The organism is Mesorhizobium sp. L-8-10 (genome assembly GCF_016756635.1).
Lineage (GTDB): Bacteria > Pseudomonadota > Alphaproteobacteria > Rhizobiales > Rhizobiaceae.
The window spans coordinates 3846339-3860263 of the sequence record NZ_AP023263.1; the positions used below are offsets into that span (position 1 = coordinate 3846339).

The 13925-nt window shown below is 65.8% G+C and carries 12 protein-coding genes; 11 read left to right on the forward strand and 1 reads right to left on the reverse strand.

What is annotated here, in order from left to right:
* Positions 1–25 precede the first annotated feature (25 nt).
* The 4 genes from JN280_RS17850 to rfbD all read left to right on the forward strand — a co-directional run bounded on the left by JN280_RS17850 (position 26) and on the right by rfbD (position 5383).
* Complete coding sequence (locus JN280_RS17850) at positions 26–922, forward strand: UTP--glucose-1-phosphate uridylyltransferase (protein WP_202313980.1); 897 nt, start codon at positions 26–28, stop codon at positions 920–922.
* A gap of 251 nt (positions 923–1173) precedes the next feature.
* Positions 1174–3633, forward strand: a complete 2460-nt coding sequence (locus JN280_RS17855; protein ID WP_202313981.1) for a polysaccharide biosynthesis tyrosine autokinase — start codon at positions 1174–1176, stop codon at positions 3631–3633.
* A 194-nt stretch (positions 3634–3827) separates the two neighbouring features.
* Positions 3828–4397 carry a dTDP-4-dehydrorhamnose 3,5-epimerase gene (gene rfbC / locus JN280_RS17860; protein ID WP_202313982.1) on the forward strand — a complete coding sequence of 190 codons (570 nt, stop codon included), beginning with the start codon at positions 3828–3830 and terminating at the stop codon, positions 4395–4397.
* Complete coding sequence (gene rfbD / locus JN280_RS17865; RefSeq protein WP_202313983.1) at positions 4394–5383, forward strand: dTDP-4-dehydrorhamnose reductase; 990 nt, start codon at positions 4394–4396, stop codon at positions 5381–5383. The genes rfbC and rfbD overlap by 4 nt, the downstream gene beginning before the upstream one ends.
* Positions 5384–5522: 139 nt before the next feature.
* Here the strand turns inward: rfbD and JN280_RS17870 are convergent, their stop codons facing one another.
* The gene (locus JN280_RS17870) at positions 5523–6245 is read right to left on the reverse strand and encodes a TetR/AcrR family transcriptional regulator (RefSeq protein WP_244743382.1); all 723 of its coding nucleotides are present in this window, start codon (positions 6243–6245) and stop codon (positions 5523–5525) included.
* A 204-nt stretch (positions 6246–6449) separates the two neighbouring features.
* Here JN280_RS17870 and JN280_RS17875 point away from each other — a divergent pair, with 204 nt between their 5' ends.
* The 7 genes from JN280_RS17875 (at position 6450) to JN280_RS17905 (ending at position 13923) form a co-directional block, all read left to right on the forward strand.
* Positions 6450–7298, forward strand: coding sequence for a uracil-DNA glycosylase (locus JN280_RS17875; RefSeq protein WP_244743384.1), 849 nt, complete (start codon positions 6450–6452; stop codon positions 7296–7298).
* Positions 7299–7302: 4 nt separating this feature from the next.
* The gene (locus tag JN280_RS17880; protein ID WP_202313984.1) at positions 7303–8928 is read left to right on the forward strand and encodes a GMC family oxidoreductase; all 1626 of its coding nucleotides are present in this window, start codon (positions 7303–7305) and stop codon (positions 8926–8928) included.
* Positions 8929–8937: 9 nt separating this feature from the next.
* Positions 8938–9258, forward strand: a complete 321-nt coding sequence (locus JN280_RS17885; protein WP_202313985.1) for an NIPSNAP family protein — start codon at positions 8938–8940, stop codon at positions 9256–9258.
* 136 nt (positions 9259–9394) lie between these two features.
* Positions 9395–10420 (forward strand): BMP family ABC transporter substrate-binding protein, encoded by a 1026-nt coding sequence (locus JN280_RS17890; RefSeq protein ID WP_202314836.1) that lies wholly within the window; start codon positions 9395–9397, stop codon positions 10418–10420.
* A gap of 22 nt (positions 10421–10442) precedes the next feature.
* Positions 10443–11999: an ABC transporter ATP-binding protein gene (locus JN280_RS17895; protein WP_202313987.1), complete on the forward strand. Its 1557-nt coding sequence runs from the start codon at positions 10443–10445 to the stop codon at positions 11997–11999.
* Positions 11996–13033 carry an ABC transporter permease gene (locus tag JN280_RS17900; RefSeq protein ID WP_202313989.1) on the forward strand — a complete coding sequence of 346 codons (1038 nt, stop codon included), beginning with the start codon at positions 11996–11998 and terminating at the stop codon, positions 13031–13033. Before JN280_RS17895 ends, JN280_RS17900 begins: the two co-directional genes overlap by 4 nt.
* On the forward strand, positions 13030–13923 hold the full coding sequence (locus JN280_RS17905) for an ABC transporter permease (RefSeq protein WP_202313991.1): 894 nt from the start codon (positions 13030–13032) through the stop codon (positions 13921–13923). Before JN280_RS17900 ends, JN280_RS17905 begins: the two co-directional genes overlap by 4 nt.
* Positions 13924–13925 lie beyond the last annotated feature (2 nt).

Consider the following 13925-nt stretch of genomic DNA (forward strand, 5'->3'; position numbering starts at 1 on the left):
CAGTATCAGCATAAGGATCTTCTCGATGCGCAAAGTCAGAAAAGCGGTCATTCCGGTGGCAGGCCTGGGTACGCGGTTCCTGCCGGCGACCAAGGCCATGCCGAAAGAGATGTTGACGATCGTCGACCGGCCGGTCGTGCAATATGCCGTGGATGAGGCGCGCGAGGCCGGCATCGAGCACATCGTTTTCGTGACCGGGCGCAACAAGGCGATCATCGAGGACTATTTCGACGCGCAGCCCGAATTGCTCGAAACGCTGGCCATGTCGGGCAAGCACGAGCAGCGCGCGGCGCTCGACCGGCTGTTGCCCGCGCCCGGCGCGACCAGCTTCACGCGCCAGCAGGCGCCGCACGGCCTCGGCCATGCCGTGTGGTGCGCCCGCGACATCGTCGGCGACGAGCCCTTCGCGCTGCTGCTTCCCGATATGGTCTCCTACGGCAAGCGCGGCTGCCTGGCCGGCGCCATGGACCTCTATGACAGCGTCGGCGGAAACGTGATCGCGGTCGAGCAATGCGACCCGCTGGAGACGAACAAATACGGCATCGTCGGCAAAGGGCCGGCGGCCGGCACCGGCTTCAAGATCAATGCCATGGTGGAGAAGCCGGCGCCCTCCAGCGCTCCGTCGAACTACTATATCAACGGCCGCTACATCCTCCAGCCGGAGATCTTCGATCTGCTTGGCAAACAGGAACGTGGGGCCGGCAACGAGATCCAGCTCACCGATGCCATGGTGCGCCTCGCCGAGAGCCAGCCGTTCCATGCCCAGCCCTTCGATGGCAGGATGTTCGACTGTGGCTCCAAGGAAGGCTTCATCCAGGCAAATGTCGCCTTCGCGCTCGCCCGCGCCGACATCCGCGACAGCGTGCTCGATCCGATCCGCGAGCTTGTGTCCTATCACGACGTCAAGGTCGACGCGGCCTGAAGGGGAGTTCGTTCGCAGTTGCGAAAGCCTTCCGCGGCTGCGAACACATTATCTCCCACATCAGCTGTTCGAATGGCTGAAGGGCGGATCAAGTGGATGGGGCGCCGGCCGCATCCAGTGGATGCACGGCGCTCCAGAGCACCGGACGCCGGGCCGGTTCGGAACGGACGGGTGCTCAGGCAGACAAGTAGAGCGGCAGCGCGGGCGCGCTTCCGCCGCTCCGGGACGGGGCGAGGGCGACTGGCGAGTGCATGAACAAAGTCGATTATCTGTTGAATGAGAGCCTTGCGGCGGCGCCGGCTCGGGACGATGACAAGTTCATCGATCTGGAAAGGCTGCTGGCTGTCGCCATCCGCCAAGCCAGGGTGGTCGCGATCTGCGCGGGCATCGGCGTCATGCTGGGTATCATCTATCTGCAGACCACGCCGCCGATGTACACGGCCTCGGCACGCATCCTGCTCGACGAGGGCCTGAACAAGATCGTCGACGAGGTCTCCGCGACGCCGATCAACATGCAAACGGATGCCGCGATCCTCAGCCAGATCGAAATCCTGAAGTCGACCCGGCTGGCTCTGGTCGTCGTCGACAAGGAGAGGCTGACGGCAAACGAGCAGTTCATGTCGCCGCCGCCCTCGCTTGCCGGACGGATCGTCGGTACGATCCGCTCGTTGCTGGCCGTGTTCCGCCCGAGCGATCCGGTCGGGGAAGGCGGACAACCCAGCCAGCCTGCAACCGACGGCAAGCGCGACTACGCCGCGCAACTGCTGCAGCGCAATCTCTGGGTCGAACGCGCCGGCCGCAGTTACGTCATCAATCTTTCCTACCGGTCCAACGATCCCGAGCTGGCGCGGCGTATCACGCAGGCCTATGCCGATGCCTATCTTTCCGACCAGCTCGACGCGAATTTCGACGCCACGGAACGTACCACGCTGTGGCTGAAGGGCAGGCTCGACGAACTCGAGACCAACTCCAAGGCGGCGGCCCTGGCCGCCGAGCGCTTCAGGGCCGAGAACGGTCTCACCGCGACACGCGGCGAGTTGATCTCGGAACAGCAGCTCTCCGACCTCAACGGGCAGCTTATCATCGCCCAGGCCGACACCGCTCGCGCTCTGGCGAAATACCAGCAATACCAGGCCATCACCGAAAGCGGGCCCGAGGAGGCGGTCGAGAACGCGGCGATCTCCTCCGACCAGCCCGGCGATTCGGTCATCGGCAAGCTGAAGACACGCTACCTCCAGGTGACGAAGCGCGAGCGCGAGATCACCGCGAATTTCGGCGCGGACCACCAGCAGGCCGTGGCGCTGCGAAGGGAGCAGCAGGACATCTCCCGGCAGATGTTCCGGGAACTGGAGCAGCTCGCCTCCAGCTTTCGCAACGACTATGAGGTTGCCCGTTCGCGAGAGATGTCGTTGCGCGAAAATGTCGATCAGCTCACCGGCAAGACCAGTTCGGCAAGCCAGTCGATGGTGCAGTTGCGGGAGCTCGAGCAGAAGGCGGCGGCGCTCAGCACGCTCTACCAGAACTTCCTGGCGCGCTATCAGGAGGCTGCGCAGCAGCAATCCTTCCCGATCACCAAGGTGCGGGTGATCTCGGAGCCCGGCTTCCCGCGGTCGCCGTCGAGCCCGCGAACATCGATCGTGCTGGCCCTGTCCATGGTCCTGGGGATCATGATGGGTGGCGTGTTCGGCGCGCTCAACGAGTTCAGGGAGCGCTTCTTCCGCCTGGGCGACGACGTCCGGAGCGAACTCGGCATCAAGTTCCTCGGTTATCTGCCTGTCCTCGGCGGCGGGCGGCGCGGCAAGGAGGCAGAAGAACAGGACGACGACGAGACGGTCGAAGACGACGGCCAGGGCAGGATCTTTACCGGGCGACGCCGCGCGGTGATCGATTCGCCGGCTTCGGCCTTCGCCGAGACGCTGCGCAGCGCCAAGATCGCCGGCGACGTCGTCCTCCAGGGCGCGGGCTGCAAGGTCATCGCCGTGGTGTCGGTGCTGCCCGGCGAGGGCAAGTCGACGGTGGCGGCGAATTTCGCGGGCCTGCTCGCGGCCAATGGATCAAGGACCCTGCTGGTCGACGGGGATCTGCGCAATCCGAGCTTGAGCCGCGGGCTGCCGAGCCTGCCGCAATACGGGCTGGTGGACGCCATCCTCGGCCGATACACTTGGCAGTCACTCCTGAAGATCGACCCCGACACCAAGCTGGCAATGATGCCGGCGGTGGTCCACAGCCAGTTCGCCCACACGAGCGAACTGTTGGCCTCGAAAGGCATGAAGGCCTTCATACAGAGCGCCCAGAGGATCTTCGACTATATTGTCGTGGACCTGCCGCCGCTTGGTCCGGTGGTCGATGCCAAGGCGTTCGAGCCGCTGGCGGACGGCTTCATCGTGGTGGCCGAATGGGGCGCCACGCCGCGCGCGCTGGTGCGCACGACGCTGCAGGCCGAGCCGCAGATCGGCGCCAAGACGCTTGGCCTGATCCTCAACAAGGCCGATTACCGGAAGCTCTCGAAATACGGCTCCTTCGGAAGTTCCGAACGCTTCCTCGACCGCTATTCGAGCTACTATCTCGACCAGCCCAAGCCGACGAAGGCGGCTTTCAAAAAGTTGTTGCAGGGCGCGGCCGTGGTCCTGCGCAAGCTCGGCTCGATGGGGCTGAGTGCCTTCAGGAAGAGAGCGGAACGCCACGGTTCCGATCTGCACGCATCGGACTGACCGGTCGCGGCCGTGAGAAGGCTGCCGTTGGCGGCTTCGTTCCAAGGGCGACACCTCATACCGGCATGTCCTATCCTTTTGGATGTAGTTCGGCCTATTCCTCGCCGCCGCGGAATTTCGATATCATGGTTCCCCTGAACGGCCTCGCTCGGAACGATCGGCCGTTTCGGGCCAGAGGAGCGGGAGACGGACCGATGGAGATACGCCCATTGGGGCTCGACGGAGTCCTCGAGATCGTACCGCGCAAATTCGGCGACCATCGCGGCTTCTTCTCGGAGACGTTTAGCGTGCGGTCGTTCGAGCAGGCGGTGACGGAAGCCTTCGTGCAGGACAACCACTCGCTCTCGGTAGCGCCGGGGACAGTCCGCGGCTTGCATTTCCAACTGCCGCCGCGCGCCCAGGCAAAGCTCGTCCGCGTCGCGCGCGGCGCGATCTTCGATGTTGCCGTCGACATAAGGCAAGGCTCGCCGAGCTTCGGCCGCTGGGTGGGGCTGACGGTATCATCGAGGGACTGGAACCAGATCTTCGTGCCGAAAGGCTTCGCCCACGGCTTCATGACGCTCGAGCCCGACACCGAGGTCATCTACAAGGTGACCGACTACTATTCCCCCGATCACGACCGTTCCGTCCGTTTCGACGATCCCGATATCGGGATCGACTGGCCATTGCCCGTGTCCGACCTCCAGATCTCCGACAAGGACCGTAGCGCGCCGCGTCTGAGGGATGTCGACACCGGCTTCGTCTTTGTCGGACAGGCGGCGTGACCGCGCGGGCGAGGGTGCTGGTCACCGGCAAGACGGGGCAGGTGGCGCTTGCGCTCGCTTGTCTCGAGGCGCCCGATCTCGAGATCGTGACCCTCGGACGGCCCGAACTCGACATCGCCGACCGCGCTTCCGTGGCGCGGGCCTTCGCCGCCGTCCGGCCCGCAATCGTCGTCAACACGGCTGCTTATACCGAGGTCGACAAGGCCGAGACGGATGTCGCCACCGCTTTCGCTGTCAATCGTGACGGCGCGGCGAATGTTGCAACCGCCGCGGCGGAGCAGGGCTGCCCTGTCATCCACTTCTCGACCGACTATGTTTTTCCCGGCGACAAGCCCGACCCCTATCGTGAGACCGACGAAACCGGCCCGGTCAGTGTCTATGGGCGTTCGAAACTGGCCGGTGAGCAGGCCGTGGCCGACGCGAATCCAGCCCATGTCATCCTGCGCACGGCCTGGGTCTACAGTCCCGATGGGCGGAACTTCCTGAAGACCATGCTGCGGCTGGCGCGGGAGCGCGACGAGATCGGTGTCGTCGGCGACCAGCACGGCACGCCGACCAGCGCTGCCTTCCTTGCGCGCGCCGTTGCCGCCGTCGTCAGACACGTCCTTGCCGATCCGGCCGGCGCGAGTTGGCGCGGCGTCTTCCATCTCGTGGCCGACGGCGCGACGGATTGGGCAGGTTTTGCCGAGGAGATATTCGCGCAATCGGCAAAACGCGGCGGCCCCTCGGCCCGTGTCCGGCGGATCACCACCGCCGACTACAAGACGGCGGCGGCGAGGCCGGCCAATTCCCGGCTGGACACCACGCGGCTGAGTGCGGTCTTCGGCATCAAGCCGCCACGCTGGCAGGACGATGTGGCCGCGTGTGTGGATGCCCTGTTGCGGCAGAACCCCTCATCCGACCTCGCCCTTGCGGGCGAGGCCACCTTCTCCCACAAGGGGAGAAGGGAACACCTCAGCAGCGTCTCGGCCAATCGCGAACGTTGACAGCTTGCAGAGCCGGCCAAGCCAGGCTCCAACCTTCTCCCCTTGTGGGAGAAGGTGGCCGCGCGAAGCGCGGTCGGATGAGGGGTAAACCCGCGCCGCACCCAAGCGCTGCGTCCGAGAAACGAAGCGCTCGCCCGCGTCACGCCAGGCAGCCGGCCAGGATCGTCTTGGTGATGGTGTCCGCGGCCTCGGCGAAATCGGCCTTGGTCAGGCGCGACTTGTCGAGCACGGGAGCGGCGATCGCCTCGAAGTCGCCGTAGAACTGGGTCGCCGACCACAGAAGGATGAAGAAATGGCGCGGATCGACCGGCGCCATCTTGCCGGCCCGGATCCAGCCTTCGACAACCGCCGCGCGGTCGCGCGTGATCTCCTGCATGTGGTGCTTCTGCTTGCGGGTCAGGAACGTGCCGCCGCGCATCATCTCATTGGCGAAGAAGCGGGATTCGGCCGCATGCTGGCGTGAATAATCGAGCTTTGCGGCGACATAGGCGGTAAGCGCCTCCCGCGGCTCGCTGTCGGGCTGTATATGTTCCAGCGCCTTGTCCCAGCCTTCGAGAACGCTCTCGATCAGCCTGGTGTAGATCTCCTCCTTGGTGGAGAAATAGTAGTAGACATTGGCCTTGGGCAGCTCGGAAGCCTCGGCGATTTCGGCGATGCGCGTACCGTCGAAGCCCTTTCGGGAGAACAGCTCGACCGCCGCCTTCAGGATCTTCGCCTCGTTGCGCGCCCTGATGCGCTCCTCCGGGTTCTTCCTGCCTTTCGTCCCGGCGTCCGCGACCGCTGCCATTTCCGTTTCCGCTCCCCCGACCATCGTCCGGATCATGGCGCGCATGATGTCCCCGGGCGCCACGGTCGCATCCATAAAGCATGTCTCCCGAAAGTGCGTAGCGGTTTCGGGAAAAGGACATGCGTCAAATCAAGACCCTACTCCAGGCCCCGTTCCACGAGGCACGAACCGGCTATAGAAAAACTTGACGTTTTGGTCAAGAAAGTGATTTCAGGAAGTTGACACTTTGGTCAGGTTTTGCCTAACCTAAGGGCGTTGGAGGAGCGCGGGAGGAGAGCAATGCCGGTCAAGCTGGTCGATGCGATGCGGGAGACGCTGTCGGGATGGCAGGCGGATGTCCCGCCTGCCTGGCGGCCGATGCTGGCCGACGTCGCTCTCGGCTTCGACGCGATCGATCCGGCGCTCGAGGTCGAGCCATGGGAGCCGATCTTCCCGGTCCGCCGCGACAGGACATTTCCCGGCGCCCCCAAGGGTGCGCACATGCTGCGGGCCTTCGATGGCATAGAGCCGCAGGCGGTGCGCTGCGTGATCCTCGGCCAGGACCCTTATCCGGCGCCGGATTTCTCGACCGGCCGCGCCTTCGAGGCCGGCAATGTCGCGGCCTGGCGGGAGCTCGACAAGATGTTCTCGAAGAGCGTGCGGGCCTTTACCCAGCAGATCTGCGCGGCCCGATCAGGCAATCCGACCTATGCCCGTTCCTTCGATGACTGGCCGACGACGCTGGCGGATATCGAGAACGGGAAGATCGGGCTGGAAGCGCCTGATGAACTTGCCGACCGCTGGGTCTCGCAGGGTGTGCTGCTGCTCAACTCTTCGCTCACCCTGTCGCGCTTCAGGGTCGAGGTCGACCCGCACCAGGCGCGCGGACATCTGCCGCTGTGGCAGCCGCTGATCCAGAGGGTGCTGACCCATCTGGCTGCCAGTGGACGCGCAATCGTCTTCATCGGCTTCGGCGACGCGGCGATCGACAACCTGAGGCTCGCCGGCGTTGCCGAGCCCACGGCGCCGATGGCCGCCGTGCTGCGCGAGCATCCCGCGCGCGCTGATGCCGTGCTGTCGCTGGAAAACCCGTTCCTCGTCTCGAACCGGCATCTGGAGGCGATGGGCGCCGAGCCCGTCGCGTGGTGAAGCAATGACGTCGGAAACCTACGACTTCATCGTCGTCGGCGCCGGCTCGGCGGGCTGCGTGCTCGCCAACCGGCTGTCGGCCGATCCGGCGAACAAGGTCCTGCTGCTGGAAGCGGGCGGCAAGGACAACAATCCGCTCTTCCGCCTGCCCATGCTGATGGGCAAGCTGTTCCAGTCAGGGATCTACAACTGGCATTATCACACCGAGCCCGAGCCGCATCTCAACGGTCGCTCGCTCTACTGGCCGCGCGGCAAGGCGCTCGGCGGATCGTCGACCATCAACGGCATGATCTATGTGCGCGGTAACCGCCACGACTACGACCGATGGGCTCAGCTCGGCCTGCCCGGCTGGTCCTATGACGAGGTGCTGCCGGCCTTCCGTCGATCCGAAGGGCACATCCAGCGCAAGGACGGCTATCACGGCTCCGAGGGCGAGCTGACCGTGTGCCGCGCCCGCAGCACCAACCCGCTGCACGACGTCTTTGCGCAGGCCGGCAGTGAGGCCGGTTATCGGCTGAACGACGACTTCAACGGCGAGGATCAGGAAGGCTTCGGCAAGTTCGATTTCACGATCAGGAAGGGCAAGCGCTGGTCGACGTCCTACGCCTTCCTGCGTCCGGTGCTCTCCCGCCCGAACCTGACTGTCGAGACAAGAGCGCTCACGCGTCGCATCCTGATCGAGAACGGGCGTGCCGTCGGCGTCGAGTTCCAGCAGGGTGGCGCGGTGCGATCCGTGCGGGCGACCCGGGAAGTCGTGGTGTGCGCCGGAACGGTGAACTCGCCGCAACTCTTGATGCTCTCGGGCATCGGTCCGGCCGACGAGCTCGCCGGCCATGGCATCTCCACGGTCGCCGACCTGCCCGGCGTCGGCAAGAATCTCCAGGACCATGTCGACTGCGTGATGGTCTACGAATGCACCAAGCCGGTCACGCTCTATAGCGATCTGAGGGCCGACCGGCTGATCTGGTCGATCATCGAGGGGACGCTGTTCGGGCGCGGCGTCGCAACCACGTTTCCTTATGAGGCCGGCGCCTTCTTGAAGTCCCGGGCCGATCTGGTGGCGCCTGATATCCAGGTGCATTTCATGCCGGCGCTGGAGAAGACGGCCAATCTTCATTTCCCCAATCCGTTCCGCAAGAAGGTGGCGGTGGAGGCCAATCACGGCTTCACGCTGCGCGTCGGTCCGGTCAATCCGGAAAGCCGGGGCGAGATCACCTTGCGCTCGGCCGACCCGTCCCAAGCGCCGAAGATCCAGGCCAATTATCTGGAGACCGAATTCGACCGCCGCACCATGATCGCGGGCATCCGCATGACGCGCGAGGTCATCGGGCAGAAAGCCTTCGATCCCTATCGCGGCAAGGAACTGGCGCCCGGGCCGGAACGTATGAGCGACGCGGAGCTCGTCGAGTGGTTGCGGGCCACCGCCATGACCACCTTCCATCCGGTCGGCACCTGCAAGATGGGCAACGACCCGATGGCCGTCGTCGACACACGGCTCAAGGTACGCGGGGTCGAAGGCCTCAGGGTCGCCGACGCCTCCATCATGCCGATCATCTCCAGCGGCAACACCAATGCGCCTGCCATCATGATCGGCGAGCGTGCCGCCGACTTCATCCTCGAAACCGCCTGAGAGGCTCTAATGATCGTCGAGCACCGCACCTATACGTTCCGCCCCGGCATGGTGCCGGCCTGGATGGCGAAATACGAGGCCGAGGGCCTACCCATCCAGAAGCGGCATCTGAACCGCTTCCTCGGACTCTACGTCTCCGAGATCGGCCGGCTGCACACCACCGTGCTGATGTGGGGCTATGACAGCCTCGCCGATCGCGAGGCGCGACGGTCGGCCATGTATGCCGATCCCGACTGGCAGAAATTCATCGGCGAGGTCTGGGCGCTCGGCGCGATCGAGAGCCAGGACGTGATGATCATGAATCCGGCGTCTTTTTCTCCGGGCGCCTGAGCACGACAGGGAATCGGAGGACGATCGGCGGTGCTCCGGCCGCGATCGAGCGACGAAAGGCCGGAATGGGACCGGCAACAACCAAGGGAACAAAGACATGACGACAGACCATCATCACGGCAGGAACCAGATTTCGATGGACCGCCGCGGCTTCCTGAAGTCGGCTGCCGGCGCGGCAGCGCTTGGGCTTGCTGTGAGCTCGCTCTCCTTCAAGGCCTTCGCGGCAGGGGGCCTTGTCGCGCTGGTCCATACCCAGGCAGCTGGCGACAACGGCCCGGTCGATTCCATGATCGGCAAGTTGAAGCAGCTTTCCGAGGAGCAGGGCTTCGAATACCGGGCCGTCTACGCGCAGGACCCCGCGACCTACGAGACCATCTTCCGCACGCTGGCCGACAACGGCGCGGCCGTCATCGTGTCGACCTTCAACGAGGTCGGCGAGGCGTTCAAGGCACTGGCCCCGTCCTATCCCGACACCAAATGGATCCAGCTGTTCGGCGATCCGATCGAGCCGGCCATCCCGAATGTCGTCACCGTCAGCTACGACTACTATCTCGGCTGCTACCTGTCGGGCATCTTCGCCGCCCATATGAGCAAGTCGGGCAAGATCGGCTTCATCGGCGGCATCTCGATCCCGCCGATCAATGCCGACTTCAACGCGGTGAAGGCCGGCGCCCAGTCGGTGCGGCCGGATGCGACGGTGACCGCTGCCTTCGCCGGCTCCTTCCAGGACCCCGCCAAGGGTCAGGAGATCGCCACGCAGATGTTCAACGACGGCATCGACTATATCCAGACCGATTCCGCGGCGACCGACGGCGGCATCATCAACGCCGCCAACGAGAAGGAAGGCCGCATGGTCAGCGCGCTCGACGCCGCGCAATATCCTCTCGGCCCCAAATCGGTGATCGGCATCGTCAGCCTCGATTTCGGCGTGTCGCTCTATAACGAGGTGAGCAAGGCGCTCGGTCCGGACTGGAAGGGCGGCAGCCACATCAAGACCGGGCTCGGTACCGGGGTGATCGATTTCGTGCTGTCGCCGCTCTACCAGGAGCAGGGCCCGGCTGAGCTGGTGGCGAAGGCCAAGGAGGTCTGGCCGGCCATCGAGAAAGCCAGGGCCGGCATCCTCGACGGCTCGCTCGAGGTGCCGTTCAACACCACCCTCTGAGCGAAACCGGGGCGCGCCGTCCATGAACGAGGCCCATGCCCTCGAATGCCGCGACGTGACCGTGACCTATGGCGAGGTCACGGCGCTCTCCGGCGTCACGGTCGGTTTCGCCCGTGGCATGATCCATGCCGTCGTCGGCCAGAATGGCGCGGGCAAGACCACCTTCGCCCGCGTCGCGGCCGGCCTCGTCACCCCGGACACCGGCGCGGTGACGATCGACGGCCGCGCCGTTCGCACGGGCAGCGTCAAGGAGGCGAGGCAGGCCGGCGTCGAGCTCGTGCATCAGAGTTTCGCGCTGCCGCCCTCCTTCACCGTCGCCGAGGCGATGGAATTCGGCGCGTCCGGCCATCCAGGCCTGTTCGGTCGCGCCGCGCTGGAGCGGCGCTGGAAGGAGCATCTCGACAGCGTCGACGTGAAGGTCGAGCCTCGCAGGCGGATCCGCGACCTGCCGGTCGAAACCCAGCAGGGTGTCGAGATCGCCCGGGCCCTGGTGACGGATGCGCGCGTCCTCATCCTCGACGAGCCGACCGCCGTGCTGTCGCCGGCCGGCATCGAAAAGCTGTTCGAACGGGTCCGCCGCCTCAAGGCACGCGGCGTGACCGTCATCCTGATCCTCCACAAGATACGCGAGGTCCTCGCGGTGGCCGATACCGTCACCGTGCTCCGTGCGGGCCGGCTTGTGGAAGGGCCGATTCCATGCGCGGGAGTGGAGCCGTCCGGCCTCGCCGAGATGATCATCGGCAATGCGGCCGCCAGATCCCTGGCGCCCGCCGACCGCGAAGCCATGACCGGCGCCAAGCCGGTAACTGTGCATGCCGCCCATGCCAAGGCCACCGGCACTCCGGTGCTGGAACTCTCCGGCGTCTCGACCCATCCGGACAGCGAGGGACCCGCACTTCAGGACATCGCACTGTCCATCCGTCCGGGGGAGATCGTCGGTGTCGCAGGCGTCGAAGGCAATGGCCAGCGGACGCTGGTCCGGGCCATAGCGAGCCTTGCCGAACTGGCGTCCGGAAGTCTGGCGATCGGCGGGATGGATGTCACCGCGGCGTCGCTTTCGGCGCGCCGTGCGGCCGGTCTGCGTGTCATCCCCTTCGAGCGCAACACCGAGGGGCTCAGCCTGTCGAGCTCGCTGTGGGAGAACTGGTCGGCGCGGGAACTGATGTTGTCGCCACTGCTTGCGGCCATCAGCCCGGCGAAGCTGCGCAAGCGTTGCGATGCCGCCCTCAAGTCCTGGAGCGTGCGCTACGCCAATGTCGCGCAGAGGGCCGGCTCGCTCTCCGGCGGCAACGCGCAGAAGGTCATCCTTGCGCGCGAGATGGACGACGATGCCGTGCTGATCATTGCGGCGCAGCCGACCCGCGGCCTCGACATCGGCGCGACGGCCTTTGTCTGGCAGTCGCTGCGCGAAGCCAGCGCGCGCGGTTGCGGCGTGCTGCTCATCTCGTCCGACCTCGATGAGCTTTTCGACATTTGCGACCGGGTGGTCGTCATGCTCTCGGGGCGTGTCGCCGGTTCCTTCGCGCCGCCCTATTCGATCGGCGCGGTCGGCGCCGCCATGACGGGAGTGGGGCGATGAACGACAAGCTCGGCATGGTGCTGCGCGCACTGTTCTTCATCGTCGTGGCGCTCGCCCTTTGCGGCGTCATCTTCACTTTCGCCGGCTATTCGGCACCGCTGATGTTCCAGTCGATCGCGGAGGGCGCGTTCCTGCGCTCCGGAGCCGTCGGGCAAAGCCTGCGCTGGGCGCTGCCGCTGTTCATCACCGCGGTCGGCGTGGCCATCTCGTTCCGCGCCGGCTACTTCAACATCGGCGCGCAGGGCCAGTTCTATGTCGGCGCGATCTTCGCTGCCTTTGCCGCCGAATGGCTGAACGGGGCCCCGGCCGTGATCGTCATTCCCGCCTGCTTCGCGGCGGGCATGGCTGGGGGCGCGTTGTGGGCCCTGTGGCCGGGCCTGCTGCGCCTGCGCTCCGGCACAGACGAGGTGATCACCACGCTGATGGGCAACTTCCTGGCGGGCCTGCTCCTGGTCTATGTGACGGCAGGACCGCTCAAGGATCCGTCGGGGTCGGGTCAGCAGGCCTCGAGCCGGCCGCTCGACGCGGCCTACCGTATCAGCAACTCGCTGGGGCTTTCTCCGACGATCATCGGCATCGCGCTCGTCGTCGGCATCGGCGCCTGGCTGCTCGTCAACCGCACGGCCTTCGGCGTTCTGACGAGCCTTGCCGGGCGCAACGCGACCATGGTGCAGTGGCAGGGCGCGAGATTATGGAGCCTCGGCCTGTCGAGCTTCCTGATCAGCGGGGCGCTGGCGGGGCTGGCCGGCACGATCGAGCTGATGGGCCCCAATGGCCGGCTGGCCGGCGGCTTCCTGCCGGCGCACGGCTTTACAGCCATCCTCATCGCGCTGGTCGCCAATTTTTCGGTCATCGGCACCGCCTTCGTCGCCTTCTTCTTCGGAGGACTGGCGTCGGCCGCGCTCTACCTGCCGATCATGGCCGGGCTGCCGGCCGCGGCGATCGACATCATCAACGCCTCCATCGCGCTATTCATCACCGCCAGGTCGCGTCTCGTCGACCGGCTTCTCGGCCTGGGGAGACGGTCGGCATGAACGAGGTCATCGTCGCCATCCTGCGTTCCGGCACGCCGCTGATCTATGTCACCATGGCGGGCGTGATCGCTCAGAGGGCAGGGGTCTGGCATCTCGGCCTCGAGGGGCTGATGATCACGGGCGCCTGCGCAACGATCGTCGGCATCATGCTGACCGGCTCGGTTCCGCTCGCTCTGCTGATCGCGATCATACTGTGCGTGCTCGGATCGATCCTGCTCTGGTTCGTCGTCGAGAAGCTGCGGGCGAACCCGATCATCGCGGGCCTCGGCCTCACCGGCCTCGGCATCGGCGGCACGGCGCTTGCCGTTCAGTCGATCTTCGGCAGCCAGGCTGCGGTGAATGCGCCCTTCGGCCTGCCGCGCCTCGGCCCGGCCTTCGGGCCCTACGGCGTGCTCTCGGTCTTCGTGCTGCTGATGCCTTTCGTGGTGTTCGCAATGTGGGTGCTGTTGCGGCGCACCCGCTTCGGCCTGCAACTCGCCGCCTCGGGCGAGCATCCTTTCGCCGCGCGCGGCGTCGGGGTCGATCCCGCGCGCATGCGTCTTGCCGCGCTCGCCATCGGTGGCGTGCTCTGCGCCATCGGCGGCGCCGAGCTTGCGGCGGGCAGCCTGCAGATCTTCGCCCAGAACATGACGGCCGGGCGCGGCTTCATGGCCTTTGCAGCGGTGATCTTCGGAGGCGCTCATCCGTTCGGAGCCGCTCTTGCGGCGCTGTTCTTCGCTGTTGTCGGGGCGATCGGCATCCGGGCGCAACTCGTCTTCGGCGATCGTGTTCCCCACGATCTCCTGCTCGCTCTGCCCTATCTCGCGACGGTCTTCGGCGTCTGGGTCTCGGGCAAGCTGCGGGGCGGAGCCAAAGCGGCCGCGGTCAATGCGGAACTGAGGGACTATTGACC